This window comes from Chryseobacterium indologenes, from assembly GCF_002025665.1.
Lineage (GTDB): Bacteria > Bacteroidota > Bacteroidia > Flavobacteriales > Weeksellaceae > Chryseobacterium > Chryseobacterium metallicongregator.
Window position 1 is genome coordinate 2,741,159 of sequence record NZ_CP018786.1, and the last position, 25,365, is coordinate 2,766,523.

A 25,365-nucleotide genomic window follows, 5' to 3' on the forward strand; every position below is an offset into this window, starting at 1 on the left:
AGGCCCGGACGCCTGAAAACCAGGAAAAGCTGATTAAAAACTATTTAGAAAACAGTAGATCTCGGGAAGAAGTCTATAAAGTCTGAGTGAAGATGTTTAAACTTTGAAATATAAGAACAAAAAATCCCTCTCAGCGAGGAATCGTTTTTTATAAATCGGGACATGCCATTTCATTGTCATGCGGAATGCATACCTTATCATTCCATGGCACCGGGCAATCATGCCAACCTGGAGGACATCCTCCTTTTCCGTTGATACTTCTTAATTTCTCCTTAGAGATTTTCTTTAAATTTTTCATGGTTTTGATTTTAGTTTAAAAGTCAAATATAAAAACTATTCTCCATTTAGAGATTTAATATAAAGAAATAATGGTTACGGGTTTCCGTAAAAAAAGAAGGTTTAAAAATAACTATAGAATCCCCACTCTCAACTCATAATAAAAAATCCTCCCAAACAGGAGGACATTAAAAAAACTTGACTTGTACTTTTAGTTTATACAAACGATGTAAATATACGGAGAGACTGTAGGTATACTCTACGGGAAACCGTAATGATTAACTTTTAATTGTTTGTACAATAGTCATCACAGATATATCATCTGTTTTTAATCAAACAAACTCTACTACAACACAATAGATAAAAAAATTGCAATACGTTTTTTTGTTCCGTATTGCAATTTTAGTAAGTTTTATATAGATGTATTACACGTTTTTATCATCTTCCAAAAGTTCTTTGGCCTGATATTCCTGAACCAGATCAATGGCATTGGAAATAACATCACTTAAGGCAGTAATAAACGTTCCTTCTTCTGCCATTCCAATCGCATGCTTTAAAGCTTCAATCTCTTTAGGAATAATCTCATAACTAACGTCTCTGCCTGCAGAATTAATCCCGTCAATAATCAATCCGTTGATTTCCTCTTCCGTTCTTCCACGTAGATGTTTCTCATTTCGGATAATAATATAATCGAACATTCTTCCGGCAATTTTTCCGCATTCTCTGATATCATTATCTCTTCGGTCTCCGACACCGGAAATAATACCGATTTTCTTTGTAGACTCTACGTTTTTCAGATAATCTTCAATGGCTTCGTATCCTGAAGGATTATGGGCAAAGTCAATCAGAACTTTAAAATTTTTGAATTTAAAAACATTCAGTCTTCCAGGAGTAAGCTGAGCACTTGGAATAAACGTTCTCAAAGAGTTCGAAATATCCTCAATTCCAAATCCATAAAGATAACTTGCCAAACTGGCTGCCAGTACGTTTTCAATCATAAATCTGGCCTTTCCTTCCATCGTAATCGGGAAATCTTTGGCTTTTCCTATTCTGATTTTCCAGTCTCCTTTTTTGATGGTTACAAAACCTTCTTCAAACACACAGGTGATCTTTCCTTCTTTGGCAAATTTTACAATATGAGGGTTGTTTTCATCCATACTGAAAATAGCCACATTAGAATCGAGATCACTCACAATCTTCATGGAATATTCGTTGTCGGCATTCAAAACACTCCAACCACTCTTTTTCACGCTATCCAGTACAACACGTTTTACTTTGGTAAGATCTTTCAAACTGTGAATATCATTCATTCCCAGGTGATCTTCTTCAATATTGGTCAGAACTCCGATATCGCATTGTGAAAAACCAAGACCGGATCGTAAAATTCCGCCTCTGGCTGTCTCCAGAACTGCAAATTCCACCGTAGGATCTTTTAAGATAAATTCTGCAGAAAGCGGCCCTGTAGTATCTCCTTTTGACAGCATGGTATTTTGAATATAAATTCCGTCTGAAGTCGTAAATCCTACTCTGTAACCATTACTTTTTACAATATGAGAGATCAGTCTCGTTGTGGTTGTTTTTCCATTGGTACCTGTTACCGCAATGATTGGGATGGTAAAAGGTTTTCCTGGAGGATACAGCATATCAACCACCGGAGCAGCCACATTTCTTGGTAATCCTTCACTTGGAGCAAGGTGCATTCTGAACCCTGGTGCTGCATTCACTTCAATAATAGCTCCACCACTTTCTTTTAAAGGCTGGGTAAGGTTTTCTGCCATCACGTCAATACCGCAGACATCCAACCCGATAATTTTAGAAATTCTTTCAGCCATTGTGATATTTTCCGGATGCACCATATCTGTTACATCAATGGAAGTTCCTCCGGTAGAAAGATTGGCTGTTGATTTCAGATACACCACTTCTCCTCTTTGAGGAATAGTTTCCAGAGTATATTGAAGTTTATCGAGTAACTCTAAAGTGTCTTTATCCACTTCAATTTCGGTAAGGACATTTTCATGGCCATAGCCTCTTCTCGGGTCTTTGTTTTCTTTTTCAATAAGCTGCTGAAGGTTCAGTTCTCCATCTCCTACAACATGGGCAGGAACTCTTCTGGCAGCAGCCACCATTTTATTATTGATGACCAGTATACGGAAGTCGTAGCCAGTGATATATTTCTCAACAATTACTTTTCTAGAATATTTCTGAGCGTGCTCAAGACCGATCTTAGCAGCATCCCAATCGTTGACATTAATGGATGATCCTTTTCCATGGTTTCCATCCAGAGGTTTTAAAACTACAGGATAACCAATTTTTCTGATCACAGCGTTTAATCCTTCTTCATCAAATACCAAGTCTCCAATAGGCACGGGAATCGCTGCATCGTGAAGCATTCTTTTGGTAAGTTCTTTATTACAGGCAATATCTACAGCAATAGAACTTGTTTTCCCGGTAATCGTAGCCTGAAATCTTTGTTGATTCACTCCATAACCAAGCTGTACCAATGAGTTTGTGCCCAATCTGATCCATGGGATTCTTCTGGAAGCAGCTTCTTCCACAATACTTCCGGTAGAAGGCCCCAAACGGACACGCTCTCTGATTTCTTTTAATCTATGGATACATGCATTCAAATCATAGTCTTTGCTTTCAACCAGAGCTTCTGCAATCTTCACAGATTCTTCTGCAGCATAAATTCCGGCATTTTCTTCGATATAATTAAACACCACATTATATACTCCCGGAGTTTTTGTTTCACGGGTTCTTCCAAACCCTACATCCATTCCTGCCAGGGTTTGTATTTCCAAAGCAATATGCTCAATGACATGTCCCATCCATGTTCCCGTTTCCACTCTGTGGAAAAAGCCTCCTTCCACTCCTTCCGAGCATCGGTGCGTCATCAATGATGGGATTAATTTTTCAATCCTTTCCCGGAATCCTTCAATTTTATTGGTAGGATAATTCTCCATTTCTTCTAAGTCCAACCTCATCTGTATCAGCTTCTTTCTTCTGATGCTCCAGATGTTAGGACCTCTTAGTGCCTGAATCTTTTCGATTTTCATAGTCTATTGGCATTTTAACAGTTAACAATAACTCCTTTCAAAACCAAAGATAATGTAAAACCCTAAACGAAACTATACCACATTTAAAGATTCGTTAAAAAAAAATTAATTTTAATTAACATTCCTAAAACATTAAAAATCAACTAAAGATGGCACGAATTTCGCCAAAGAATGTTAATTATTTTTTAATTTTGTACCATGACGAAACCTGTTGGAAAATTAATAGTTATCGGAGGCGCTGTAAACAAAGGAAGTTTTGCTGAAACCGATTATGATCAGAATATCGAAAAGAATCTTAATTTTTTTGAACGTGGGATCTTAAGAAAGATCATCAACGAATCAAAACTGAAAGAAAATTCTGTGATTGAAATCGTTACCACTGCATCTCAAATTCCCCAGATCGTAGGTTCTGAATATAAAAAAGCATTTGAATTTCTTGGGGCTAAAAATGTAAATGTTCTTGACATCCACAACCGTGAGGAAGCCAATTCTGATGCGATGGTGGCAAGAGCAAACGCTGCTGATGTCATGATGTTCACAGGAGGAGATCAGTTGAGACTAACTTCTATTCTTGGTGGAACAAGATTTCATGATACCGTTTTATTAAAATATCAGGAACAGGATTTTATTTATTCCGGAACTTCGGCAGGTGCTGCGGCAGCTTCTGAAAATATGATTTATCAGGGAAGCAGCTCTGAAGCTCTATTAAAAGGAGAAATTAAAACCACTCAAGGATTGGGATTGATCGATAATGTCATCATTGATACGCATTTTGTACAACGAGGAAGAATCGGGCGTCTTTTCCAGGCAGTAGTCAACAATCCGAGAACTCTGGGAATCGGCCTGGGTGAAGATACGGGACTTTTCATTCATAACGATGTCATGACTGCTGTGGGCTCAGGCCTTGTGATCTTAGTTGACGGAAGATTTATCAAAGATACCAACCTTACTAATATCAACCTTGGAGAACCTATTTCTATTGATAATTTAACGGTACATGTGATGTCTATGAATGATCATTATGATCTTACAACGAAGACATTAACAATTGAAAACTCTCAGTTTAATCCGATACCACAGGATAAATAGCTGATATAATCAAAAAAATATTAAAAGCGTCTAAACTTTTTGCAATGATTATTTTTTAACCATAAATTTATAATATTTTAAATACTTAAGTTTTTTATAGTTAAGCTTCATGTATAATAAGTACACTTAAGTATTCTGAAAATCTTTGATTTTCATCTTATGTAAACTTTTATCCAGAACCATTTTAAACCTACTGAGGTGAGCTAATATGTTTTAACATGAAAACTTTTGTGACTTTGTGGTTTTATAAAATTTAAACAACTTCATTATTGATGAATATAAAATGGAACTTCGGTTTCATTTTTTTGTTTAAAGTTGAATGTTTAATTAGAATATATAAATTAACTTCGTAAAAGAATATCATTTATCAATCATCATCTATAATTTTATGAAAGTAATTATCCACGGCGGTTTTTTCTCTGAAAGCGACCAAAGTCATGAAGTAAAAATAGCAAAACAGAACTCTTTAAAAGAAATTGCTCAAAAATCGTTTGAGTATCTTAAAACTCATTCTGCATTTGATACGGTTGCCTATGCCGTTTCATTACTGGAGGATGATCCTTTATATAATGCAGGAATCGGTTCTCAGATCCAGAGTGATGGTGTTATCCGTATGAGTGCTGCCATTATGAATGGAAATACTCAGAGACTAAGTGGTGTAATTAATATTCAAAATGTACAGAATCCTATTTTTGTGGCTAAAGATCTTATCAATGAAGATGACAGAGTTTTAGGAGGAAATGGTGCCAAGATCTATGCTACAGAGAATGGATTTGAGAATTTTTCTACAGAAACACCTCAGAGAAGAAAAGAATATGAAGCCAAACTTGCTAATGGAGGTAAAGGAACTGTGGGCTGTGTAGCCATTGATCAGGAAGGAAAACTAGCTGTTGCCACCTCTACGGGAGGGAAAGGTTTTGAGATTCCAGGGAGAATTTCGGATTCTGCCACAGTGGCCGGAAATTATGCCAATGCTTTTTGTGCCGTAAGCTGTACCGGCGTAGGTGAAGATATTGTGAGCAATGCTACTGCTGCCAAAATTGTAACGAGAGTTACAGATGGTATGAACCTTGAACAGGCTTTTAGCAAGACATTTGAAGAACTTGCAGTCATTGGTGGGTTTGCAGGTGCTATCGCTATTGATAAAGAGGGAAATATTTATCATCAGGATTCATATCCTACTATGGTTTTCGCCAGTTTTGATGGTGAAAATTTTGAAGTCTTCTCTTAAATTTAACATTTTTTTATAAGTCCAGTTATTTTTTTGGCACGTATTTTACATTATTCATAACAACAAATTTTAATATTAATACTTAAAAAAATAGAAATCATGGGAAACAAGACAAAAGGATTATTAGCTTTACTAGGACTAGGTGCATTAGCTTATTGGAAATATAAGAATTCAAGCCCTGAAGATCAACAAGCTGTAAAAGATAAAATCAATACTGCAAAAGATAATCTTAATAAGTGGGGAAATGACCTTAAAAGCAAAGCAAATGACGTTGCTTCCCAGGTTCAGAATAAAGTAGACGAAGTAAAGACAAAAGCAGAGGATTCCCTAAGCTAATCAACACAGAGCAGTTTTTTTAACATTCATATATAGGAAAAAAGTCATCGTAGTAGTACTACGGTGACTTTTTATTGTAATACAACCCTTAAGGTTTTATTTTTTCTGTGCTATAAGCGCATAGACAAGAGGTATTTTATTTCCGAACTGTGGAATTCTCCATTTTCCTGTTTCAAATTCTTCTACATGCCTGAAACAAGGATATGGTGACCAGTTAAACTCCAGGAAAGTATTCAGTTGTAAATCTTTCTTTATCAAATTATCGAGAACTTCTGATAAAGAGTGATTCCACATGACGTATTCCTGCTCAATAGGTGCAGACTGATCCGCATAAGTCCCTTCATAGGTTTCTACAATCGGTTTCTCATTGAAATAATTGTAAGCCACTTTTGTAAAGTCATCATCAAACATCCAGACAACAGGATGGAATTCTGCCATAATGAACTTTCCTTCCGATTTTAAGAAATGATTGATAATTCCAGCCCATTTTTCAAGATCAGGAAGCCATCCTATTGTACCGTAGCTTGTATACACAATATCAAATTTCTGATCCAGAACATTGGGCAGATTATACACATCTGAACAGATAAATTCTGTATCAGCACCACATTTCCGGGCAAGCTCTCTGGCAGTATCAATAGCTTTATCAGAAAGGTCTATCCCGGTAACTTTAGCTCCCATTCTTGACAAGGAGATAGAATCCTGACCGAAATGGCACTGCAAATGCAGAATAGTTTTCCCTTTTATATCCCCAAGAAGATCTAATTCTATTGAGTTCAGAGAGGTTCTCCCTTTTAAAAATTCATCCACAAAGTAGAAATCCGATTTCAGATGAGGTTCTACTTTAGCGTTCCATGATTTTTTATTGATTTCTAAGTAATTTTCCATAGTTTAATTCTTTAAATCATCTATCTCATCCAGCCTTGAACAATATAGTTTTTTGTGATTAATTTTCTTTCAGGTTTATTGACATCATCTGGTTTAAACCAAACCTCAATTCTACCCCCATAAAACTGTCCCCAATCGCCTTCATAGATTGTAAAGTCATCTTTTAATTCAAATCTTTTTAATTCATCTGGCTTATTTTCAACTTCAATCTGGCTTTTCTTTTTTATACTTTCCTCAGAAAGAATCTGGTTTTTAGTAATTTCAAATATTTTCAGATATACTTTCCCTTTTTCAATCTTATGTAAAAACAGATCATATTTATACATCCCCGGCTGGAAATAATCGTAAAGAATAAAGTCCCGCTGATGAATATTTATTCTGTCATTTTCATCATTAAGCTTCAAAGGTTTTTCAAATTTAATATTTCCGGGAATTTTTAATCCTTCCGCGAAATAATCATAAGGATAAAACATCAATGCAAAAGTGAAGTAACCAAAGGTAACCGCCGCCAATGCTACTGTAGAAAGAATCTGCAAAATTCCTTTCAAATAATCTTTCTTTACAATCCTGATGATACCCAGAACAAAAGTAATCAGAAGAAAAATAAAAGGAAGAAAACAGCAGATATACAATGTATACCTATTAAATAGAGAAAGTCCAAAAAAAAGCAGAAGAAAGCTACAAGGGCCGAAACTAATACAGAGTTATACCAATTATTATTAAAAACTTTCCACATATTGTATGTTTATGGAAGTTTCTCCATCAATTTTTTCTTTTGCTCCAGAAATTCTTCTTCGCTTAATACTCCGGCTTCCCTTAGTCTGCCCAATTGTTCCAACTGATCTAAAACGCTAGGTTCGGATTTGCCTTGAAAGGATTTTTCAGGTTGGGACATGAAATCCCTTACTTTTTCGCAAAACAGCTCAGCGTGATACTTTCCTACTCCATCAATCTCTACAATATCATCAGTAACCTGAATATCTATAGAAGCCAGTAAGAATTCCGTTTCATATTGTATGGAGCTTATTTTGCTGTAAGAAAAATCTTCTACTTTCAGTCCGTACATGAACTCCTTATCTACAAAAATCAGCCTTCTCTCTGTAGCTACTAAGATGATATGATGATTGTTCAGTTTGTTTCTACCTTCTACGAGATAGACAATTCTTTCATCTGATGATAGGATATCCGGCAATTCATGAATTTCTTTTCGGGCAAATATGGTAGGGCTTATATCGAGATTTTTAAGTTCATCTCTTATTTCGTCAAGTCTTGATTTTTCACTCATAGCATTAGTTTATGGGTCTAAATTACTGTTTATTAGTAATAAAATTTAATTCAATAAAAATATTAGTCTTCTGATGGTATCACAATGGAAGTATGCAGACTGTACAGCTTCCAGCCTAAGGTTTCATACAATAGTTTACCTTCTTCCGTAGCCACTAAAAGATTATTGGGACATCCTTTGGATAAAGCGATTTTCTCCAATTCTTTCAATAAAAAACGGGCAAGCCCTTTCCTTTGATGATTTTTTTCGGTAATGATCCTGTCATAGATAGCACAACCATCTATAAGAGAGACACGCCCTATGGAAGCCAGTTCGCCATTTTCGGCTACAATTCTGATCACGAAGGTAGTGTTATATTCAGAAAACATAAAGTGATATCCTTCTGCAAGACTGGTTTCCGGAAATTCCATCGGGTGAAAACAGGTCATCAGATATCCCTGTGACTGCAGTTGCCATCTTTCAGGGATTTTCTCTATAAACTCATCAGGAGAAGTGGATACCTTCAGATAAATCCAGGGCTCATCAATTGAATCGGCAAGCTGGAAAAAATCCTCATTAAGCTCAGGAAATACGAAACGTTCTTTCTGTTTTTCATCTCCTACAGTCACATGGAATCCTGATTTATAGGACACAGGAAAAGGTGTTTCTCTTGACAGGCACCATCCTTTCAGCCAGTTTTCAACTATTTTTGAAGATACTTTATCCTTCATGATTGGGTGTTAAAAGTTTTATTTTAATTGCTCCAATAATTTCTTTTTTTGCTCTGCAAATTCCGCATCGGTTAAAATTCCGTTCTCTCTCAGCTTTCCTAATTTCTCAAGTTGATTAAAAACTTCTTCTGATGAAACTGAAACACCTTTGTTTGCAGAGCCGATTTGTTTTGAAGGTTGTTCCTGAGGACTATTATAAGTACTTTTTATCTTATCGTAGAATTTTTCTGCATCTTCTTTATCCATGAAACATTCAAACTCTACCACTCTTTCATCAAGATGCAGCTTAATAATGGGGGATCTCGGATCTGTTACAAAGCTTATAGCTTTAATAGTTTCATTAGGGTAATCATTGATTTTTGCGTCGCCAAACATAGCTTTTGATACAGAAATTAATCTCGTAGGGGTTGCCACTAATATTCCGGCAGCTAAGGTATTGACAAACTGTGCATCTGTAATTGCAATGATCTGTTCTTCTTCAGAGATAAGATAAGGAAGTTCCTTGATTTCTCCTTTGGTAAAGATGGAAAGATTCGCATTCAGCATTTCCAGTTCATTCTTTATTTTCTGGTGTCTTCGTTTGTAAATCTCTTTTGAGATTTGATGAGAGCCATAATTTATCGCTGCAGGAAGATTCTGTTCTGCTATCATGACTGCCTGAACTGTTTCAGTTTTTTCTGCACTCAGCATGGTATTGATATCTTTAATGCTGAATTTATTAAGATTATAAAGCAACTCATCATTGATATCGGTTACTTTATTTAAACATTTATTACATAAAATATTACCGTCTGAAAGCGTATTCGCTCCCAAAAGCGTATCCATGGATGTTAATTCTGTAGTACACAATGCACAATTATTGCTCATTTCTTCTTCTTTTATAATTTATCAAGCAGTTTTTTCTTTTGTTCTGCAAACTCTTCATCTGTTAAAATTCCGTTTTCTCTTAGTTTTCCCAATTTTTCCAGCTGTTCAAAAATTGTATTTGAATCTTCTTGAGCTGCAGAATATACATCTTCTTGTACCAGATCCGGAATTGTTTGAGTAAATGCCTGTAATGGACTAGACTCTTGTCTGAATTCATTTTCAGTATAAGTTGTACTTCTGTTTTGAACATTGGAAAATGCTCTTCCATCATTTTTATTATGCAGTTTAAACTGTGCAGAACCTCTATAAGTATTGATTTTCAGTATTGAATACAAAAGGTTTTCAGTATGATCGATAGAAGAGATATCCTGAATGAAGAATTCATTTTTTGCAACACCACCCAGAAATTTTTTATCAATAAAAGCAATTCTTTTCTGGGTTGAAAATATAATCCCTTCTCTGTTACTCTGAAGGTCTATACCTTCTGCAATGGCCAATAATCTTTCATCTCTATCCAACACATTCGCCAATTCATTCACTTCCTCATTCGCCAAAACGCTCAGTCTTGCATTAAGTGCAACAATCTGATCTTTTATTTCATCCAGTCTGGTGGGCGCATCATATTGGTCGTGGTGATTGGTCGTGGAATGAGATCCTCCCGAGTTCTGGCTGGCATCAATTTTACTTTTCAGAATTATTCCTGTAATTTCTGCAAAATAGAATTGGTCAAGATTATTGATAAGGTCTCTATTGATCGTAATAGCTTTAGTAAAACATCCTGCACACAAATAACCACCATCAGCAAGTTTATTTTTACCAACGGACATATCAGTAGCCGTCAGCGGTGTTCCGCACAATGCACAAATAATATTCATCTGGTTTTTATGTTTAAAAGTTTTTATGAATACAGAGCGTCATTTCACCCTGTTTTATAATATCGACTCCAAATTACAAATTCTAAACCGATTGTACAGGTTAAAAATATTTAAATCTTAGCATCCATCAAATAAAACAACCACAAAATTACTTTTGTGGTTGTTTTATTTTTTATAGGTGTTTACTATTATTCTCCTAAAAACTCTTCTAAAGAAACAGTTTTCTGTTCTCCAGCCTCAAGATCTTTGAAAGTAACTGTATTATTTTTAATTTCTTCTTCACCCAGGAAAACAAGATTTTTTATGCCTTTCTTTTCAGCATAGGTAAACTGCTTGTTGATCTTTGCATTTTCAGGATATAATTCAGCTGAAATACCTTTTGCTCTTAGCTTCATGATCAGCTTTAATGCATCAGTGATTCCTTCACCTCCAAAGTTAGCAAACAGATACTCTATTTTGGCTGATGCTTCTTCAGGGAAAAGATTCAGTTCTTCCATTACCAGGTAAATTCTGTCTAATCCGAATGAAATTCCTATTCCCGGAATGTTTTTCACTCCAAAAACTTCAGTCAGGTTATCATATCTTCCACCACCTCCAATGGACCCCATGGCAACCTCATCTGCTTTCACTTCGAAAATAGCTCCGGTGTAATAGTCCAGACCTCTTGCCAAAGTAATATTGAAAACCAGGTTTTGAATATCCACACCCAGGTTCAGAGATTGTGTAAGAACAAATTCAAGTTCTTCTACTCCTTTCAGGCCGATTTCATTTCCTGTAAACTTTTCTTTCAACTGAAGAAGATTTTCCAACGCATCGTCTGACTGGCTGAATAAGAAATCCAGTTTATCAATAGATTCCTGAGAAATTTCTCTTTCCAATAATTCTTTTACAACTCCGTCTTTACCAATTTTATCCAGTTTATCCAATGCTACAGTAAAATCAATCAGTTTATCTGTGATTCCTGCATATTCTGCCAATCCGGAAAGAATCTTTCTGTTGTTCATATGAATGGTTACTGGAACTTTCAGATCGGCAAATGACTTCAGATATAACTGAACCAGCTCCACTTCCTGTAATAAACTCTCACTTCCTACAACATCAGCATCACACTGATAAAACTCTCTGAATCTTCCTTTCTGGGGTCTGTCTGCTCTCCAAACCGGCTGGATCTGAGAACGTTTGAAGGGAAATGTCAGTTTACCATGATTCATTGCCACGAATCTTGCAAAAGGTACGGTAAGGTCATAACGAAGGGCTTTATCTGTAAGACTTTCCGCACTGAATGGTTTGTCTAATGCTTTCTGAAAGTCATGAAGCATCTGATTCTTTTTCTCTTCTTTTGCTTCGTTGATACTTGAATTTAAAATTTTAAAAATCAAGCGGTCACCCTCTTCTCCGTACTTTCCTGTCAGTGTAGACAGATTTTCAAAACTTGGAGTTTCCAGTGGCTGAAACCCGAATAATTCGAAATTATTCTGTAAAATATTGATGATATATTTTCTTCTGGAAACTTCCTGTGCCGTAAAATCTCTCGTCCCTTTTGCTAAACTTGGCTTCATTTCTTATATGTCATTTTGATAAATGCAAAAGTACGGAATTACAAGGACTTTACACAGTATAAAAAGCTGAAGAAAATCTTCCCTCAGCTTTTCTTGTTGTGTTATCAATTATTAAAAAAATCATACGCTTTCAAGAATCTCAAGGATCTCTTCACCATAGTTTTCAATCTTATGCTTTCCAAATCCCTTGATCTCCAGCAATTCTTCTTTTTTAGCAGGTTTATACTTGGCTACAGATATCAGTTCTTTATTGCTCGCGATGAAATAAGTGGGCAGGTTCTGTTCTCTGGCTTTTTCTGATCTCCAGAGTTTCAGAGCATCCAGAATCTTTTCTTCATCTGTATTCAAAAGATCATTTTCTGCAGAATATTTAATTACCTTAGGTTCTTTTATTGTATTTTTTATCAATTTTAAGTCTTCAAAATACAATATTACAGACCAATATTTTTCTTCACTCACAAAAGCTGTTTCCACTTTCATGATCTCATTGCCTTCCAGAAAATCATCCAGCATTTTCTGATCTTTATAGAGAAACTCTTCAGGCAGCCTGATTTTAAAAATTTTCACTCTCATCATTTGTGTTTTTTATTATTTACCTCCTAATAAAAGAATCTCGTCTACACGAATTTCTGTGATATACCGTTTTACCCCATCTTTATCATCATATGATCTGTAGGTGATTTTTCCTTCTATGGCAATTTCTTTTCCCTTAGATACATACTTTTCAAAGATTTCTGCTGCTTTCCCAAAGGCAATCAGGTTGTGCCATTGTGTTTCTTCTACTTTTTCTCCTTTAGCATTCGTGTAGTGATCGCTGGTAGCTAAAGATACACTTGCTTTTACATTTCCGTTGTCGAAGTTTACCATTTCAACTTCTTTTCCTGTGTAACCAATTAATGTTACTTTGTTTCTTAGTGACATAACTTTTATATTTTAAAGATTAATAAATTCAGATAAGAGACGTTCACTGTTTTTCTCAAATCTCTGTTGCAAAGATTGCGATGTTCCGATACCACAGTCGGTTATAAACTATTTAAATCCGTTTGTAGTCGTTTGAAAACGAATAATAAAAAAAAACAAAATTCCGTAGAAACAATATTTATAAAGATTTAAAAGCATTAATCATCACTTTTAAAGTAAAAATTAAATGATGAAAAACCACATCTTAAAATATTTTTCTCTTTCTAAAAAACATTGAAAAATAGATGCGTTACAAGGATTTTTTTCTCTTTAATTTAATTTTTTTTTGCAAATTTGTAAAAATGTCTGATATGCAAAAAGAAAAACTCCGTATAGTAAGAAAGATGAAAGGCTTCACTCAACAGCAAATGGCTGAAGTGATTCCTACTGACGTCTCCAATTATAGCAGAAAAGAAAGCGGTGCTGTATCTATAACACAGGCAGAATGGAACAAGCTTGCCCAGTATTTAGAGGTTCCTGTGGAAGAAATCTACGAGGAAGAGGAAGCTAAAATTGTTATTGAAAATCCTGTTTTTAATGACAGTCCAGGATCTTCTGTAAATGCTAATAATGGTGGTGATAATAGCAATGTTACAAATATTGGTCATGAACTAAGCATAGAAATCATAAAAACGATGCAGGAATATATTGGTTTGCTTAAAGAAGAAATTGAAAGACTTAAAAAATAGAAAGCATCAAAAAAATTGACAGATTAAAATTAATTCTTTTAATAAAAAAACATCTCCTAGAGATGTTTTTTAGTATATGCTTAATTCGATGGGATTGTAATTTTTTGCTCTATTTCCTGCTTTTTTAAGGAGAGAACGACGCTCTTCAGTATCTTCAATGAATTTGTTATAAAGAGTGGGATCAGTTAATTCTTTTCGTTGATAGTCAAATATTTTTTCTTTCTTCACTGGTTTAGCATTAGAATGCAAATTAGCAGAAATACAATAATATTTCCTTTTTTTGAAATTATACATCGTAAAATGATAATCATCTTTGTCATCAAACACTTCCAAAATCAACCCTGGTAATTTACTAAACTTGTATGGACCAAAAGGAAAGGGTATTTCTTTTGTAAAATATGCAATCCAGGTTCTACCATATTTTTTTGTTATAGCTTTTTGGCATTTATACTTCCCAATTGTTTTAAAGTCATTTGTAAGTTGCCAATTGATATTATTTGTTTCTTCGTATTTAAAGTATTCATTAGATGTTTTAAAAGTTACATAAATCTTTCCTGTTGTTGTTCCTATATTTTCCGGAAAGTCGGAAATATATTTCATTTGCTCGTCAATCGGACTATTTTCATGAAGTTTTTTTTCTAAACGCAATGAGTCTCCGACATATTGATTAATGTTTTTATAGTAAGATTCTTTTTCGTTCATCAAAAGAGCAAACGCAGCATCCTGGATAATAGCATTTTTGGTTTGATTTTTATAAACTAATTTGTAATCAGCTTCATATACAACATTAAAACCTCCTTGAGATTTAATAATGATTATAAAGAAAAAGAAAAATAGACTGCAGTAAATTTTCATAGTTTAAATAATACAAGCAAAGCATAAATAATACTTTGCTTGAAATTTTGAATTAGTAATTAATGAATATAAAGAGTTATTCCTTTGGGCTTAGTACCACATTCATTATAATTAACAAATTGTAAAAAGTTGGTTATTTGCTCCATTGTATATCCTTCTGTTTGCGTTACATTTACAACACTCCCACACGAGGTTCTGAAAGGGAATGCGCTAGCTATACCAGCTAGCAAAATAGCACCTAATAAAATTGTTTTTTTCATAATTGTTTTTTTTAATGATTAATAATAAATTTAAATTAAACATTTTAAAAATAGAAAATAAATCAAAATTGATGTGAATTATTTCATTATGTTAAATGCTTGAAAAACAATATTTTAAATAAAAAAATCACATGTATTTAAAAATTACAGCTTTATATAATTTCTGTAAAATATAATTTCTAATTATAATTAAATAAGAATATAAATTTAAAATTATGTGGGAAATTTTCTGTTCTGACTTTCATCTAAAAAAATCCAACAAAAAAGGCACTCAACAAAATTGTTGAGCGCCTCCTACTTAATCATGCAACTAAAAATAAAATTTGAAATCTATATTTTTTCACATTCAATAATGCTTTTTGCTTCTGTTCCGATATGAATAAGCTGATTAAACTTTAATCCTGCTTTTTCAATGATTATTTTAAACTCACTTAAACTTCTTTCTTTTCCTGTAAGGCAGGCCAGCATAACAATATCCAGAAGTTTGGCCATATGGGGTTTATTTAAAGAATCATCAGGGATAACGGCATCTATGATTAATAGCTTTGCCCCTTTAGACATGGCATTATAACAGTTTTTCAGAATTTGTACACATTCATCATCACTCCAGTCATGCATAATCCATTTCATGGTATATAAATCTGCTCCCTGCGGAACTTCATTAAAAAAACTTCCTGTAGCGACAGAACATCTTCCTTTCAGATTTTCAGGAATCATCTTAATTGTTTTCTCAATCACATTGGCTTCATCAAAGATAATCCCTGAGCTTTCCGGAGCATTATTCAGAATGGTATGGATCATTATCCCATTGCCGCCGCCTATATCAACAATTTTTTTATAAGGTTTAAAATCATAGTTTTCTATAATGCCTTTCAGCTCCATTCCGGACATTCCCGTCATTCCTTTTCCAAAGTTTTCCCCTATTTCAGGAAATTCTTTATAAAAACCCCAAAGATCTTTCCCATGAATATGTTCAAATGGTATTTTCCCTTTCTGAACTGCATACGTCAGATCCCCATAACCAGGAAAGTGCTCATTCATAATGGTTAATACAAAGTTTTTTGCAGTTCCTGGCGCATCAGTTTGCAAAGCAGCTCCAAAATCATTCAAAATAAAAGTTCTGTTTTCTGATTCTTCAAATATTCCGGCACTGCTCAATGCTCTCATAACCCGGTACAGTTGCGTTTCATGTGATTGAGTTTCTTCAGCAAGGAAGGAAATTGTTTTCGGACCAGAGGCCAGCAAATCTGCAATATTGAGTTCAGCAGCTGTTTTTACACATCCGGTTAACCATAAACCGCCTAATATTTCATACATTTTAAAAGTAAACTCAGGTTTAACGGCTTGTTTTTCCATAGTAAGCATTTTAATTGAATAGTATTTTTATGGGTTTTAATGTTTAACAAATTATATCTGTCACCATGAAAACAAGAACAAACTTAAAGAGTTTGTTCTTGTCTGACATCTGTCAAATTTGAAAATAAGCTTTTAATAATGAGATTAATCTTTGGCTTGAGAAATCCTTGTAACACTATCAATAGTAGCATCTAATGTGGTATCAGATTTTATTTTAATAAGATACCCGCTGCCTATAGATAAAGGATCTGCAACGCTCACCAGATAAAAGACAAGATTTCCGGAAGTTACCCCGTTGGGAGCCACAGCAGTCTGATCTATAGAAAATGTTGAAGGAGGAAGTGGATTGGAAAGATTTACAGTCACAAATGCTACAGAGCCGTTATTCTTATTACTGTAGCTCACAATAACCCTCCACATGTGAACCTGACCTGCAATAGGATTTTCCAAAAACTGTCCTGTAGAAGGGTTGTATATATCTCCCGGCACCGGGCTTGCAATATTTTCCGGCCATGTGGTAGTAGGAGGTGCCGCAAAGTCTGTTACAATATTCATCGGTGTCTGATAAACAATATTCTGATAAGTCATTAAAGGAACTCCTCCTGAAGATTTGAAGGCAAATGTGGGTTTCACACCTGCTCCACTATTCAGTTTAACAACTCCTTCATTCGCTGTTGTTAAGGTTGCTGAAGAGATCACTGTACTCCATTGGGTCCCATTATAGTACCTTAAAGTCTTATTGGTGGAATCGTAGATGATCATTCCCGCAGTGGGTGTGGTTACATTAGCCGGAGGATTGGCATTTCTTGAGAGTACAACTGCTGAATTAGCTGAGGTGACATCCAGAACTCCTTGTGGAGAAGTGGTATTAATCCCTACCTGTCCAAGCATAAATGAAGAACACAGAATACTGAGTAATAAATTGGATTTTTTCATGGTTTGTTTTTTTTGAATGTTTGATATCAAAATTACAAAAAAACACAATACAGTGAAATAAAAATTAAATTTATTTACTGAAAATAAGACTGTTATACATAACAATATAGGTTTATGAATGAATATTTTTTCATAAACACCGATCAATATTACATTATTCAAAACACAGAGAAGTACAAAAAAAGTTTACATGTTTTAAAAACTGATCCTATAAATCAAGATCCTTTATTTTCATAAAATAGAATGAAATACTGATGAGTGCTTTTTTAATTATCCATTTACAAACGGATAATTCCTTATCTTTGTGAAAATTCATCTATGAAAAGGAGCATCAATATTTTTGAGTTTCCTCTCAATTTGGGACTTACCAAAAAGGAACATGAGACAGAACCCGGAGTTCGAAAGCTTCCGGAATGGCTCAGAAAATTTGGTTTTCATAGCAGAATTAATCCTGTCAATGTTTTCAGACTGGAAGCTCCTGAGTATTCTATGGACTTTGATGAGGAATCGAAAGTCAGAAATGCCAATCAGATTATTGAATATGCTAAAAAACAGGCAGACTGTATTCTCCATCATTACGAAAAGAATACATTCAATATTATTCTTGGAGGCGACTGCAGCATTCTCATAGGAAATGCCATCGCTCTGAAAAAAACAGGGAATTTCGGACTTTTTTATCTTGACGGGCACACAGACTTTATCCTGCCGGAGCTTTCTGAAACCGGAGGTGCAGCAGGAATGGATCTCGCCATTATTACAGGTACCGGACATCAAAAACTGACTAATATTGACGGTTTAAAGCCTTACCTTTCCGAGGAAAATATCTTCTGCTGTGGAAATGCAGAAACTGATGATAAAGAATATGTTGATCAGATGATCAATTCCAATATTCATTATTTTGATTTATACCGTCTGAGACAAAATGGTTTCAGAAAAACGGCTGTAGACTTTCTGAAAATGGTAAACGATAAAGGGTTGGATGGATTTTTCATTCATTTTGATGTTGATATCCTGAAAGATGAGATTATGCCTGCTGTAGACAGCAGAATGGAAGACGGAATCAGCTATGATGATCTCGGGGAAATGCTGAAACCTTTATTCGAAAACCCTTTATGCTTTGGAATAGAGATTACCATTTTAGACCCTGATTACGATGAAAACGGAACGTACACCCGTCCGTTTGTAGACAATTTAATTCAAATTATAAAAAATAAAGAAGAGTAAATGAAGAAGACAATCAAAAGAACATTCAGAGTTTCAAAATATGTGATCTATAAAGAAACACTTGTTGACTATAAAGAGCATTTCTGGTCATTTTTAGGTGCATTTTTTGGCATCGGGATCATTGCATTTATCCAGTCTCACTCACTTACAGAAACTGAGAATATATTCCTGATTGGTTCTTTTGGAGCATCAAGTGTTCTTATTTATGGAGCAATACAGAGTCCTCTGGCACAACCGAGAAATCTTATCGGCGGACATGTTCTGTCTGCATTGGTAGGAGTTACTGTTTATCAGTTTGTTCCGGATATCATCTGGCTTTCGGCACCTTTGGCAGTAGCATTTTCCATAGTATTGATGCAGTATACAAAAACTTTGCATCCACCAGGCGGAGCTACTGCTCTGATTGCAGTAAGTTCTACAGGGAAAATTCCGGAATTGGGATATTGGTATGTTCTCTCTCCTGTTCTTTCCGGATGCATTATTCTTTTGATTGTTGCATTATTTTTCAATAATATTACACCTAACAGAAGTTATCCTACCCACAGCATGTTCAAAAAACTGCTGAAAAAAAGACACAACCATCACTTAAAATAAAAATCATGAATTGTCTGGAATGTGGCGAGAAAATCATCGGAAGATCAGATAAAAAATTCTGCAACGATGCCTGTCGAAACGCCTATAACAATAAGCAGAATAAGGACTCTAGTAATCTAATGCGGAATGTTAATAACAAACTCCGTAAGAATTACCGTATCCTGATGGAAATAAATACCGATGGCAAAACAAAAGTCCCAAAATCCAGACTGGATGGCTTAGGTTTTGATTTCGATTATTTTACTAATCTGAAAGTTTATAAAAACGGCTCTGAATACAAATTCATTTATGATTACGGTTATAAACTTCTGGAAGATGATTTTGTACTGATTGTAAAAAATCAGGCATAACCTATCCACCACAAATATAATACTATGAAAGAAGTTGTTCTGATCACCGGTGCCAGTGGTATGATTGCCAAAGAACTGGCAAAAAAAATAGGCAAGGAATACGAAATCCGGTTTCTGACCCGAAAAAAAGTGCATGATCATGAATATGAATGGGATATCCAAAAAAAGGCTATAGATGAAACTGCCTTTGACAATGTTTCTCATATCATTCATCTTGCAGGTGCCAATATTTCGGAAAAGCGCTGGACTCCGGAAAGAAAAAGAGAATTGATTTCCAGCCGTGTGGATTCCGCAGAATTGCTTCGAACAACTTTAAGAAAAAACAAAATCAAGCTTAAATCCTTTATTTCAGCCTCAGGAATTAATTTCTACGGTACAGAAACTTCAGAAAAAATTTATACAGAAACCGATCCACCAGGCAACGATTTTCTAAGTGAAGTGGTTGTTTTATGGGAAAGAGCCGCTGATGATTTTAAAGAACAGTATCTGGCGGAAAGAGTTGTGAAAATACGCACTGCTGTAGTGCTTTCTGAAAAAGACGGAGCATTAAAGAAAATGATCCCTCCTATTCAATATTATATCGGATCTCCACTGGGAAGTGGCCAACAATATATGCCATGGGTTCATATTGAAGATATCTGTTCTATATATGAATTTGCTTTAAAAAACCCAGCAATAGATGGCGCTTATAATGCTGTATCTCCACAGCATGCCACCAATAAAGATCTTACAAAAAAGATTGCCCAAGTGCTTGAAAAACCTCTATTTATGCCTAATGTTCCCGGATTTGTGCTAAAACTCTTATTCGGAGAGCTGGCTACTGCAATATTGGAAGGTTCAAGAGCTTCCTCAAAGAAACTTCAGGATGCAGGTTTCCATTTCAAATTCCCGGATCTGGAGAATGCTTTAAAAGACTTATTAAAGAAGTAAATTCAAGAAAAATTAATTAAAAAAATATTTCAACACCTATTTATTATAATACAGAAAATATTCTCATGAAAAACCCGAATATCACCTTATTAAACACAGAAATCCTTTCAGACAACTGGTATACTTTAAACAAAGTCACCTACTCTGTTTTGAAAAAAGACGGAACTACAGAAACTCAGAGCAGAGAAGCCTATGACCGCGGAAACGGCGCAGTAATCCTTCTTTACAATACAGATTCAAACACTGTTATTCTTACCCGCCAATTCCGTTTACCGACTTATATCAACGGAAATTCTACAGGCATGCTCATTGAAGCCTGCGCAGGACTTTTAGATAATGATAATCCGGAAGACTGTATCAAAAGGGAAACTGAGGAAGAAACCGGATATAAAATTTCAAAGGTTGAAAAAATATTTGAAGCCTATATGTCGCCCGGGTCTGTGACGGAAATTCTTTATTTCTTCATTGCAGAGTATTCAAATGAAATGAAAATCAATGACGGAGGCGGATTGGAAGAAGAAGGTGAAAATATCGAAGTTCTGGAATTATCGTTCGAAGAAAGCCTGAAAATGATTGATACCGGAGAAATCAAAGATGCAAAAACCATTATGCTTCTGCAACATTTGAGGATCAAAGGAATCATGTAGAAATCAATGATGATTGATACTTGAAAACTGCATATCTAAATAAAAATATTAACTTATAATTCATATTTAAACTATTAACAGATGATTGAACATGTGAAGCTTGCCATTAATCCCAAATTTCAGGATTGGGTTCTTTTTGAAAATGGCACTTATATTATTTTTGATGATATCAGTATTATCGAAGATATAAAAAAGGAAGCATTACAATTAATGAAAGAATTTGGTCCGGTTTATGCCGGAGGCCCTGCCGGAGATTTCAATGTAATTCATTTAAACCTTACTGAAGGATGGCTGGTTTCCGGGCATGGATATGGTATGTATACGTATGTACATCCTTCCGAACTGGACAGTGATTCTCCAAATGATCTTGAAATAGGACTTTATGGTAGATCTAAAAGAGATTCAGATGGTCAAAATCCCGAAATTATTCATATCAACAAGAGTGAAATTTCATAAGACCTACAATTCATCACTCATAATTTATAATTCAATAAAAATGCTCCAAGATCATATTACGGTAGAGAATCGTCATAAAGACTTTATTAAAAAAATTACTGAGACAGAAACAGTCTATGCTTTAAAAGATGGTAATGGCTATGCTACCTCCTACTCCAACGAGTCAGAATACGAAGACGGTGAAGAGGTACAGATCATTTGCTTCTGGTCTGATGCTGTCATAGCAAAATCATGCATAGAAAACCAGTGGAATCATTATGAGCCCTCTCCTATTCCTCTCAACGAGTTTGTAGAAAACTGGTGTCTGGGAATGAATAGTGACGGATTATTGGTAGGAACTAATTTTGACAGCAATCTGTTTGGCTACGAAGCTGAGCCTTTAGAATTAATCCTTGATATTATTGCAGAGCTCAGATCTTCAGGAAAGTCACTGGAATTGAGAAAGTTTGAAAACATGGAAGATCTTGAAAAACAGATCAGAGAAGTATTGGAAGATTAATCGTTTTATACCATATGAAGTCTTTGGGAATAAAGATCATTAAAGTAAGTGCTTTATTTTTGGTCCTTCTTTTCAGTATTCTGATGCTGAAAACCATTTCCCAGTATACTTCTTTTGAAAAAAATATAGGATTTCTGGCTTTTAAGCAGCAGGTAGTGAATAATCCGTACTGGATGACTTTTTTCTACATTCACATCTTTTCCATAACGCTTTGCCTTCTGGCAGGTCTGACACAGTTTTCAAATCGATTTTTGACTGAAAATAAAGGACTTCATAAGATAATTGGAAAAATATATGTTTATAATATTCTGATCATCAATGTTCCGGCTTGCTTTGTACTGGGACTTTTTTCCAATGGCGGCATTATTGGAATTACAGGATTTCTGATCCAGGATGTCCTTTGGGCTTATTTCACTATTGTAGCCGTACTTTTCATCAAAAAAGGAAATGTGAACAGACACAGGATGCATATGATCTTAAGCTATGCAGTTACCACCACAGCCATTACGTTCAGAATTGTTAAAAATCTGTTTTATAATGAAACCCGTCATGATTATGAACTTTTTTATGGTCTGAATGTCTGGGCAGCCCTTATGATCAATCTTTTTATGGCTTATTTAATTCTCAGAAAAGAATCATTATTACCTGGAAAAATCAACGGTGGAAAAGAAGATTAAAAGACTGATAAATGACACCAGAAAAAATGATGCAATAAATATCAGGGTATTAAAAAATGCTCCATATTGACTATTTCGGGTCCATTTACTGAAAAAACGCATTATCAGATAAGAGATTCCTCCCAAAACAGCAATAATAAAAAGAAGAAAAAAATAATATATCATGGCTTCGTGTTAATGTGTGTAAATCTATTATTTTAAATCTAAAAAAACAATCAATTACAGGACAACAATCGTCTAAATAGCCTTAATTTTGATCTGCATTATTATCTAAAAATTAATGTATGAAAATTAAAAACCTTGACCATCTTGTTTTAACGGTGGCAGATATTGATAAGACTATTAAATTTTACACTCATGTTATGGGATTTGAAGTCATTACTTTTGGAGAGAACAGAAAAGCACTCATTTTTGGAAATCAAAAGATTAATCTGCATCAGAAAGGATATGAATTTGAACCTAAGGCAAAGACTCCAACCTGTGGTTCTGCTGATCTTTGCTTTATTGCAGAGACAGATGTTCATGAGATAATGAAAGAGCTCAGACAGAAAAATATAGAAATTATTGAGGGAGTTGTAGACAGAACCGGAGCGGTAGGAAAAATCAAATCAGTTTACTTCCGTGATCCGGATTATAATCTTATTGAAGTAAGTAATTATTATTAACGAAAATAACTCTGTATCAGTTTATTGCTATTCATTTTTTAGAATTTAAGGAGCTTGGATTTTTAAAACATAAACCATTCAGTATAAAATTCATATAAAATTTGCAAAAACCATTGAGAAAATCTATTTAATCCTTTATATTTCGAATTTAAAGCCTTAATTTTGCATAGAAATTCAGAAAATTCGGATTCTTTCAACAGGTTATGTACATGAAAAAAATGATGATCGGGCTTGCTTTGGCCTTATCCATTACTATTTGGGGGCAAAAAACTCCTGCAAAAGCAAACAATCTGACCCCTTACAGCTATCAGACTTTTAATTGTGACAATAAAGGGTATTTTGACCCGGCTAAATATAACAAGGAAGAAATAGACGGGGTAAATAAACTTTTGTATCAGTTCAATGGTGTTGTATTTGACACCCAACCTGTTTTTAAAATTACCCAGCTTGACGAGATCCGCAAAAACAGAGAAACTTATTTACAGGAACTGGAAAAGCAGTATGAAGAAAAGAAAAAGGAATTGTACAGCCTTAAAGTCATTGATCTTCCCCAATGGAAAAAATTAATGGAAGAAACCATTGATTCTTTTGAAAATGAATACCAACTTAACAAAGAAGAAATCCTAGCCTATTCTGATCCTTCCACGCTGAGAAACAGTAAATATTATGATACCTGCAGAGAACAGATTGATGCTATATCTTCTCCTGACAGAGAAAAGATGTTTGCAGCCTGGAGAGCGTATACTGAACTTAAAAGCAAAAATAATGCTGACCCGAAAGGCGTAATGGCAAGGTTTGATGCCAAAATGAACGACCCCCAAAAAGAAGATTATGCATTAATTGATATGATCGGTCTTGGTTTTCACAACTGTGCCAACAGCAGTTTCAGACAAAAGCGTAATAATGAAGAGACAACTTATAAGGATTTTGATAAGATTTTCACCAAGTTAAAAAGAACTTGTGATCAGCCATAAACTTATTAAAAAGATTGAAAGATTGAATCATTAAAAAATAGAATAGCAGCACTCAGATTGGGTGCTGTTTTTTATTGGTTAAGTCTGCAGAGAACGGTTAAGGAACGGTTAAAAGTGGGTTAATGGCCTGTTATTTCTTTGTAAAAGCCGTCATTACCTCTATTTTCGTCTTTAAAACTACTCCATGAAGCCAATTGTTATTCTCCTGACCTTGGTATTGTGTCTAACAGTATCTGCTCAAAAAACACCTACTATTCTTCCCTTTTCCCTGGAAAACAATTCCGTCTATGTGTATTGCCAAGTAAACAAAACCGACAGTATTAAGTTCCTGTTTGACACAGGTGCCGATGGCTCTGTGATTAATAGCAATTCAAAAAAAAAGATCCCAATGAAAATTGATGGAAAGTCTGAAAACAGAGGTTCTAATGGAGTGAATACTGTAGATTACAGCAGCCACAACACAATACAGTTTGGAAATTTTGAGAAAAAGGAAATACAATTTACTCTTATTCCTTATGAATCTACCCATTTTGATGGGGTCTTCGGAACGGATATAATGAAGGGCAAACTCATTGAAATAAATTATCATAGAAATGAAATCCGGTTTTATGAAGAAGATGACCTGTCTGTGGATTTAACAGGATATGAAAAGGTAAAACTCCATATGATCGACAACTACCCTGCCGTAGAAAGCAGTATCATTGTGAATGATAAAGAATATTCAGGATTCTTTGGGCTCGACAGCGGAGCTGATGATGTGCTTACGATTACTTCTCCTTTTGCAAAAAAGAATGTTCTGGTAACAACCATGAAAACAATAGGTAAAGCCACAGCACAAGGTTCTGACGGCTCTGTGTATGAAATGCCTGTTGTTATTTGTCCGACTGTTAAATTCGCTCAGAAATATCTTTATAATCTTCCGATTACACTTTCGGGTTCTACAGAGGGAATTGATTCCACAGAAAAAATGGCGGGATTTTTTGGTAATCAGTTTTTAAAAAGGTTCAATACAGTGATTGATTTTAAGAATGGATTTATTTATTTTAAACTGAATAAAAATTTGTATTCTGCATTTAATTAGCTGTAAAAGTTAATTTTACGCTCTGTACTTACCTCTATCC

30 protein-coding genes are annotated in these 25,365 nt (G+C 34.7%); 15 read left to right on the forward strand and 15 right to left on the reverse strand.

The window, feature by feature from the left end:
* Positions 1 to 148: 148 nt before the first annotated feature.
* Both BUE84_RS25055 and cphA read right to left on the reverse strand, forming a co-directional pair.
* The gene (locus BUE84_RS25055) at positions 149 to 298 is read right to left on the reverse strand and encodes a bacteriocin-like protein (protein WP_156106441.1); all 150 of its coding nucleotides are present in this window, start codon (positions 296 to 298) and stop codon (positions 149 to 151) included.
* A gap of 403 nt (positions 299 to 701) precedes the next feature.
* Positions 702 to 3,332 carry a cyanophycin synthetase gene (gene cphA / locus BUE84_RS12460; RefSeq protein ID WP_079241898.1) on the reverse strand — a complete coding sequence of 877 codons (2,631 nt, stop codon included), beginning with the start codon at positions 3,330 to 3,332 and terminating at the stop codon, positions 702 to 704.
* Positions 3,333 to 3,530: 198 nt separating this feature from the next.
* Between cphA and BUE84_RS12465 the strand changes: the two genes are divergently transcribed.
* The 3 genes from BUE84_RS12465 to BUE84_RS12475 all read left to right on the forward strand — a co-directional run bounded on the left by BUE84_RS12465 (position 3,531) and on the right by BUE84_RS12475 (position 5,988).
* On the forward strand, positions 3,531 to 4,421 hold the full coding sequence (locus BUE84_RS12465) for a cyanophycinase (protein ID WP_034695508.1): 891 nt from the start codon (positions 3,531 to 3,533) through the stop codon (positions 4,419 to 4,421).
* 388 nt (positions 4,422 to 4,809) lie between these two features.
* Entirely contained in the window at positions 4,810 to 5,652 is an 843-nt protein-coding gene (locus tag BUE84_RS12470) for an isoaspartyl peptidase/L-asparaginase (RefSeq protein ID WP_079241899.1), read from the forward strand.
* A gap of 99 nt (positions 5,653 to 5,751) precedes the next feature.
* On the forward strand, positions 5,752 to 5,988 hold the full coding sequence (locus tag BUE84_RS12475) for a YtxH domain-containing protein (RefSeq protein WP_034695510.1): 237 nt from the start codon (positions 5,752 to 5,754) through the stop codon (positions 5,986 to 5,988).
* Positions 5,989 to 6,084: 96 nt separating this feature from the next.
* Here BUE84_RS12475 and BUE84_RS12480 read toward each other — a convergent pair whose 3' ends face one another.
* From BUE84_RS12480 to BUE84_RS12520, 9 genes are all read right to left on the reverse strand, one after another.
* Positions 6,085 to 6,876: a class I SAM-dependent methyltransferase gene (locus tag BUE84_RS12480; protein ID WP_079241900.1), complete on the reverse strand. Its 792-nt coding sequence runs from the start codon at positions 6,874 to 6,876 to the stop codon at positions 6,085 to 6,087.
* Positions 6,877 to 6,896: 20 nt separating this feature from the next.
* Positions 6,897 to 7,424 (reverse strand): hypothetical protein, encoded by a 528-nt coding sequence (locus tag BUE84_RS12485; RefSeq protein ID WP_145953241.1) that lies wholly within the window; start codon positions 7,422 to 7,424, stop codon positions 6,897 to 6,899.
* Between the two features lie 197 nt (positions 7,425 to 7,621).
* Positions 7,622 to 8,161: a PH domain-containing protein gene (locus BUE84_RS12490; protein WP_079243933.1), complete on the reverse strand. Its 540-nt coding sequence runs from the start codon at positions 8,159 to 8,161 to the stop codon at positions 7,622 to 7,624.
* Between the two features lie 62 nt (positions 8,162 to 8,223).
* On the reverse strand, positions 8,224 to 8,871 hold the full coding sequence (locus tag BUE84_RS12495; protein ID WP_079241902.1) for a GNAT family N-acetyltransferase: 648 nt from the start codon (positions 8,869 to 8,871) through the stop codon (positions 8,224 to 8,226).
* Positions 8,872 to 8,889: 18 nt separating this feature from the next.
* A complete protein-coding gene (locus tag BUE84_RS12500) occupies positions 8,890 to 9,738 on the reverse strand; it encodes a PH domain-containing protein (protein WP_079243934.1) in 849 nt (282 codons plus the stop codon).
* A gap of 11 nt (positions 9,739 to 9,749) precedes the next feature.
* On the reverse strand, positions 9,750 to 10,613 hold the full coding sequence (locus BUE84_RS12505) for an SHOCT domain-containing protein (protein WP_079243935.1): 864 nt from the start codon (positions 10,611 to 10,613) through the stop codon (positions 9,750 to 9,752).
* Between the two features lie 188 nt (positions 10,614 to 10,801).
* Positions 10,802 to 12,172, reverse strand: coding sequence for a histidine--tRNA ligase (hisS, locus tag BUE84_RS12510; RefSeq protein ID WP_079241903.1), 1,371 nt, complete (start codon positions 12,170 to 12,172; stop codon positions 10,802 to 10,804).
* Positions 12,173 to 12,292: 120 nt separating this feature from the next.
* Positions 12,293 to 12,748: an HRDC domain-containing protein gene (locus tag BUE84_RS12515; protein WP_238594254.1), complete on the reverse strand. Its 456-nt coding sequence runs from the start codon at positions 12,746 to 12,748 to the stop codon at positions 12,293 to 12,295.
* A 12-nt stretch (positions 12,749 to 12,760) separates the two neighbouring features.
* Positions 12,761 to 13,093: a single-stranded DNA-binding protein gene (locus tag BUE84_RS12520; protein WP_079241904.1), complete on the reverse strand. Its 333-nt coding sequence runs from the start codon at positions 13,091 to 13,093 to the stop codon at positions 12,761 to 12,763.
* Between the two features lie 350 nt (positions 13,094 to 13,443).
* On the opposite strand from BUE84_RS12520, the gene BUE84_RS12525 reads away from it, so the two are divergent.
* A complete protein-coding gene (locus BUE84_RS12525; RefSeq protein WP_079243937.1) occupies positions 13,444 to 13,821 on the forward strand; it encodes a helix-turn-helix domain-containing protein in 378 nt (125 codons plus the stop codon).
* A 69-nt stretch (positions 13,822 to 13,890) separates the two neighbouring features.
* On the opposite strand, the gene BUE84_RS12530 is transcribed toward BUE84_RS12525, so the two are convergent.
* From BUE84_RS12530 to BUE84_RS12545, 4 genes are all read right to left on the reverse strand, one after another.
* On the reverse strand, positions 13,891 to 14,676 hold the full coding sequence (locus BUE84_RS12530; RefSeq protein ID WP_079241905.1) for a GLPGLI family protein: 786 nt from the start codon (positions 14,674 to 14,676) through the stop codon (positions 13,891 to 13,893).
* 59 nt (positions 14,677 to 14,735) lie between these two features.
* Positions 14,736 to 14,936, reverse strand: a complete 201-nt coding sequence (locus BUE84_RS12535; RefSeq protein WP_079241906.1) for a hypothetical protein — start codon at positions 14,934 to 14,936, stop codon at positions 14,736 to 14,738.
* Positions 14,937 to 15,266: 330 nt separating this feature from the next.
* Positions 15,267 to 16,292 (reverse strand): methyltransferase, encoded by a 1,026-nt coding sequence (locus tag BUE84_RS12540; RefSeq protein ID WP_158521357.1) that lies wholly within the window; start codon positions 16,290 to 16,292, stop codon positions 15,267 to 15,269.
* Positions 16,293 to 16,436: 144 nt separating this feature from the next.
* A complete protein-coding gene (locus tag BUE84_RS12545) occupies positions 16,437 to 17,228 on the reverse strand; it encodes a hypothetical protein (protein ID WP_079241908.1) in 792 nt (263 codons plus the stop codon).
* A 318-nt stretch (positions 17,229 to 17,546) separates the two neighbouring features.
* On the opposite strand from BUE84_RS12545, the gene BUE84_RS12550 reads away from it, so the two are divergent.
* The 11 genes from BUE84_RS12550 (at position 17,547) to BUE84_RS12600 (ending at position 25,325) form a co-directional block, all read left to right on the forward strand.
* A complete protein-coding gene (locus BUE84_RS12550) occupies positions 17,547 to 18,452 on the forward strand; it encodes an arginase family protein (RefSeq protein ID WP_079241909.1) in 906 nt (301 codons plus the stop codon).
* A complete protein-coding gene (locus BUE84_RS12555) occupies positions 18,453 to 19,046 on the forward strand; it encodes an HPP family protein (RefSeq protein ID WP_034695530.1) in 594 nt (197 codons plus the stop codon). It begins immediately after the preceding gene.
* 5 nt (positions 19,047 to 19,051) lie between these two features.
* Complete coding sequence (locus BUE84_RS12560; RefSeq protein WP_034695532.1) at positions 19,052 to 19,396, forward strand: hypothetical protein; 345 nt, start codon at positions 19,052 to 19,054, stop codon at positions 19,394 to 19,396.
* A gap of 24 nt (positions 19,397 to 19,420) precedes the next feature.
* A complete protein-coding gene (locus tag BUE84_RS12565; RefSeq protein WP_079241910.1) occupies positions 19,421 to 20,326 on the forward strand; it encodes a TIGR01777 family oxidoreductase in 906 nt (301 codons plus the stop codon).
* 65 nt (positions 20,327 to 20,391) lie between these two features.
* On the forward strand, positions 20,392 to 20,973 hold the full coding sequence (nudK, locus tag BUE84_RS12570) for a GDP-mannose pyrophosphatase NudK (protein WP_079241911.1): 582 nt from the start codon (positions 20,392 to 20,394) through the stop codon (positions 20,971 to 20,973).
* Between the two features lie 81 nt (positions 20,974 to 21,054).
* Positions 21,055 to 21,429: a hypothetical protein gene (locus BUE84_RS12575; protein ID WP_079241912.1), complete on the forward strand. Its 375-nt coding sequence runs from the start codon at positions 21,055 to 21,057 to the stop codon at positions 21,427 to 21,429.
* Between the two features lie 40 nt (positions 21,430 to 21,469).
* Positions 21,470 to 21,928, forward strand: coding sequence for a DUF2750 domain-containing protein (locus BUE84_RS12580; RefSeq protein ID WP_079241913.1), 459 nt, complete (start codon positions 21,470 to 21,472; stop codon positions 21,926 to 21,928).
* Between the two features lie 14 nt (positions 21,929 to 21,942).
* Complete coding sequence (locus BUE84_RS12585) at positions 21,943 to 22,605, forward strand: DUF2306 domain-containing protein (RefSeq protein WP_079241914.1); 663 nt, start codon at positions 21,943 to 21,945, stop codon at positions 22,603 to 22,605.
* 284 nt (positions 22,606 to 22,889) lie between these two features.
* Entirely contained in the window at positions 22,890 to 23,270 is a 381-nt protein-coding gene (locus BUE84_RS12590; protein ID WP_079241915.1) for a VOC family protein, read from the forward strand.
* Positions 23,271 to 23,479: 209 nt separating this feature from the next.
* Positions 23,480 to 24,244 carry a hypothetical protein gene (locus BUE84_RS12595; RefSeq protein WP_034695647.1) on the forward strand — a complete coding sequence of 255 codons (765 nt, stop codon included), beginning with the start codon at positions 23,480 to 23,482 and terminating at the stop codon, positions 24,242 to 24,244.
* Between the two features lie 184 nt (positions 24,245 to 24,428).
* Positions 24,429 to 25,325, forward strand: coding sequence for a retropepsin-like aspartic protease (locus tag BUE84_RS12600; RefSeq protein WP_079241916.1), 897 nt, complete (start codon positions 24,429 to 24,431; stop codon positions 25,323 to 25,325).
* Positions 25,326 to 25,365 lie beyond the last annotated feature (40 nt).

Coding starts and splice junctions, on each gene's coding strand:
- BUE84_RS12560 (WP_034695532.1), top strand. CDS start 19,052: ATGAATTGTCTGGAATGTGGCGAGAAAATCATCGGAAGATCAGATAAA.
- BUE84_RS12490 (WP_079243933.1), bottom strand. CDS start 8,161: ATGAGTGAAAAATCAAGACTTGACGAAATAAGAGATGAACTTAAAAAT.
- BUE84_RS12590 (WP_079241915.1), top strand. CDS start 22,890: ATGAAAATTAAAAACCTTGACCATCTTGTTTTAACGGTGGCAGATATT.
- nudK (WP_079241911.1), top strand. CDS start 20,392: ATGAAAAACCCGAATATCACCTTATTAAACACAGAAATCCTTTCAGAC.
- BUE84_RS12595 (WP_034695647.1), top strand. CDS start 23,480: ATGAAAAAAATGATGATCGGGCTTGCTTTGGCCTTATCCATTACTATT.
- BUE84_RS12505 (WP_079243935.1), bottom strand. CDS start 10,613: ATGAATATTATTTGTGCATTGTGCGGAACACCGCTGACGGCTACTGAT.
- BUE84_RS12585 (WP_079241914.1), top strand. CDS start 21,943: ATGAAGTCTTTGGGAATAAAGATCATTAAAGTAAGTGCTTTATTTTTG.
- BUE84_RS12520 (WP_079241904.1), bottom strand. CDS start 13,093: ATGTCACTAAGAAACAAAGTAACATTAATTGGTTACACAGGAAAAGAA.
- BUE84_RS12545 (WP_079241908.1), bottom strand. CDS start 17,228: ATGAAAAAATCCAATTTATTACTCAGTATTCTGTGTTCTTCATTTATG.
- BUE84_RS12600 (WP_079241916.1), top strand. CDS start 24,429: ATGAAGCCAATTGTTATTCTCCTGACCTTGGTATTGTGTCTAACAGTA.
- BUE84_RS12575 (WP_079241912.1), top strand. CDS start 21,055: ATGATTGAACATGTGAAGCTTGCCATTAATCCCAAATTTCAGGATTGG.
- BUE84_RS12565 (WP_079241910.1), top strand. CDS start 19,421: ATGAAAGAAGTTGTTCTGATCACCGGTGCCAGTGGTATGATTGCCAAA.
- BUE84_RS12540 (WP_158521357.1), bottom strand. CDS start 16,292: ATGGAAAAACAAGCCGTTAAACCTGAGTTTACTTTTAAAATGTATGAA.
- BUE84_RS12515 (WP_238594254.1), bottom strand. CDS start 12,748: ATGATGAGAGTGAAAATTTTTAAAATCAGGCTGCCTGAAGAGTTTCTC.
- BUE84_RS12555 (WP_034695530.1), top strand. CDS start 18,453: ATGAAGAAGACAATCAAAAGAACATTCAGAGTTTCAAAATATGTGATC.
- BUE84_RS12550 (WP_079241909.1), top strand. CDS start 17,547: ATGAAAAGGAGCATCAATATTTTTGAGTTTCCTCTCAATTTGGGACTT.
- BUE84_RS12530 (WP_079241905.1), bottom strand. CDS start 14,676: ATGAAAATTTACTGCAGTCTATTTTTCTTTTTCTTTATAATCATTATT.
- BUE84_RS12500 (WP_079243934.1), bottom strand. CDS start 9,738: ATGAGCAATAATTGTGCATTGTGTACTACAGAATTAACATCCATGGAT.
- BUE84_RS12495 (WP_079241902.1), bottom strand. CDS start 8,871: ATGAAGGATAAAGTATCTTCAAAAATAGTTGAAAACTGGCTGAAAGGA.
- hisS (WP_079241903.1), bottom strand. CDS start 12,172: ATGAAGCCAAGTTTAGCAAAAGGGACGAGAGATTTTACGGCACAGGAA.
- cphA (WP_079241898.1), bottom strand. CDS start 3,332: ATGAAAATCGAAAAGATTCAGGCACTAAGAGGTCCTAACATCTGGAGC.
- BUE84_RS12525 (WP_079243937.1), top strand. CDS start 13,444: ATGCAAAAAGAAAAACTCCGTATAGTAAGAAAGATGAAAGGCTTCACT.
- BUE84_RS12470 (WP_079241899.1), top strand. CDS start 4,810: ATGAAAGTAATTATCCACGGCGGTTTTTTCTCTGAAAGCGACCAAAGT.
- BUE84_RS12465 (WP_034695508.1), top strand. CDS start 3,531: ATGACGAAACCTGTTGGAAAATTAATAGTTATCGGAGGCGCTGTAAAC.
- BUE84_RS12535 (WP_079241906.1), bottom strand. CDS start 14,936: ATGAAAAAAACAATTTTATTAGGTGCTATTTTGCTAGCTGGTATAGCT.
- BUE84_RS12480 (WP_079241900.1), bottom strand. CDS start 6,876: ATGGAAAATTACTTAGAAATCAATAAAAAATCATGGAACGCTAAAGTA.
- BUE84_RS12475 (WP_034695510.1), top strand. CDS start 5,752: ATGGGAAACAAGACAAAAGGATTATTAGCTTTACTAGGACTAGGTGCA.
- BUE84_RS25055 (WP_156106441.1), bottom strand. CDS start 298: ATGAAAAATTTAAAGAAAATCTCTAAGGAGAAATTAAGAAGTATCAAC.
- BUE84_RS12580 (WP_079241913.1), top strand. CDS start 21,470: ATGCTCCAAGATCATATTACGGTAGAGAATCGTCATAAAGACTTTATT.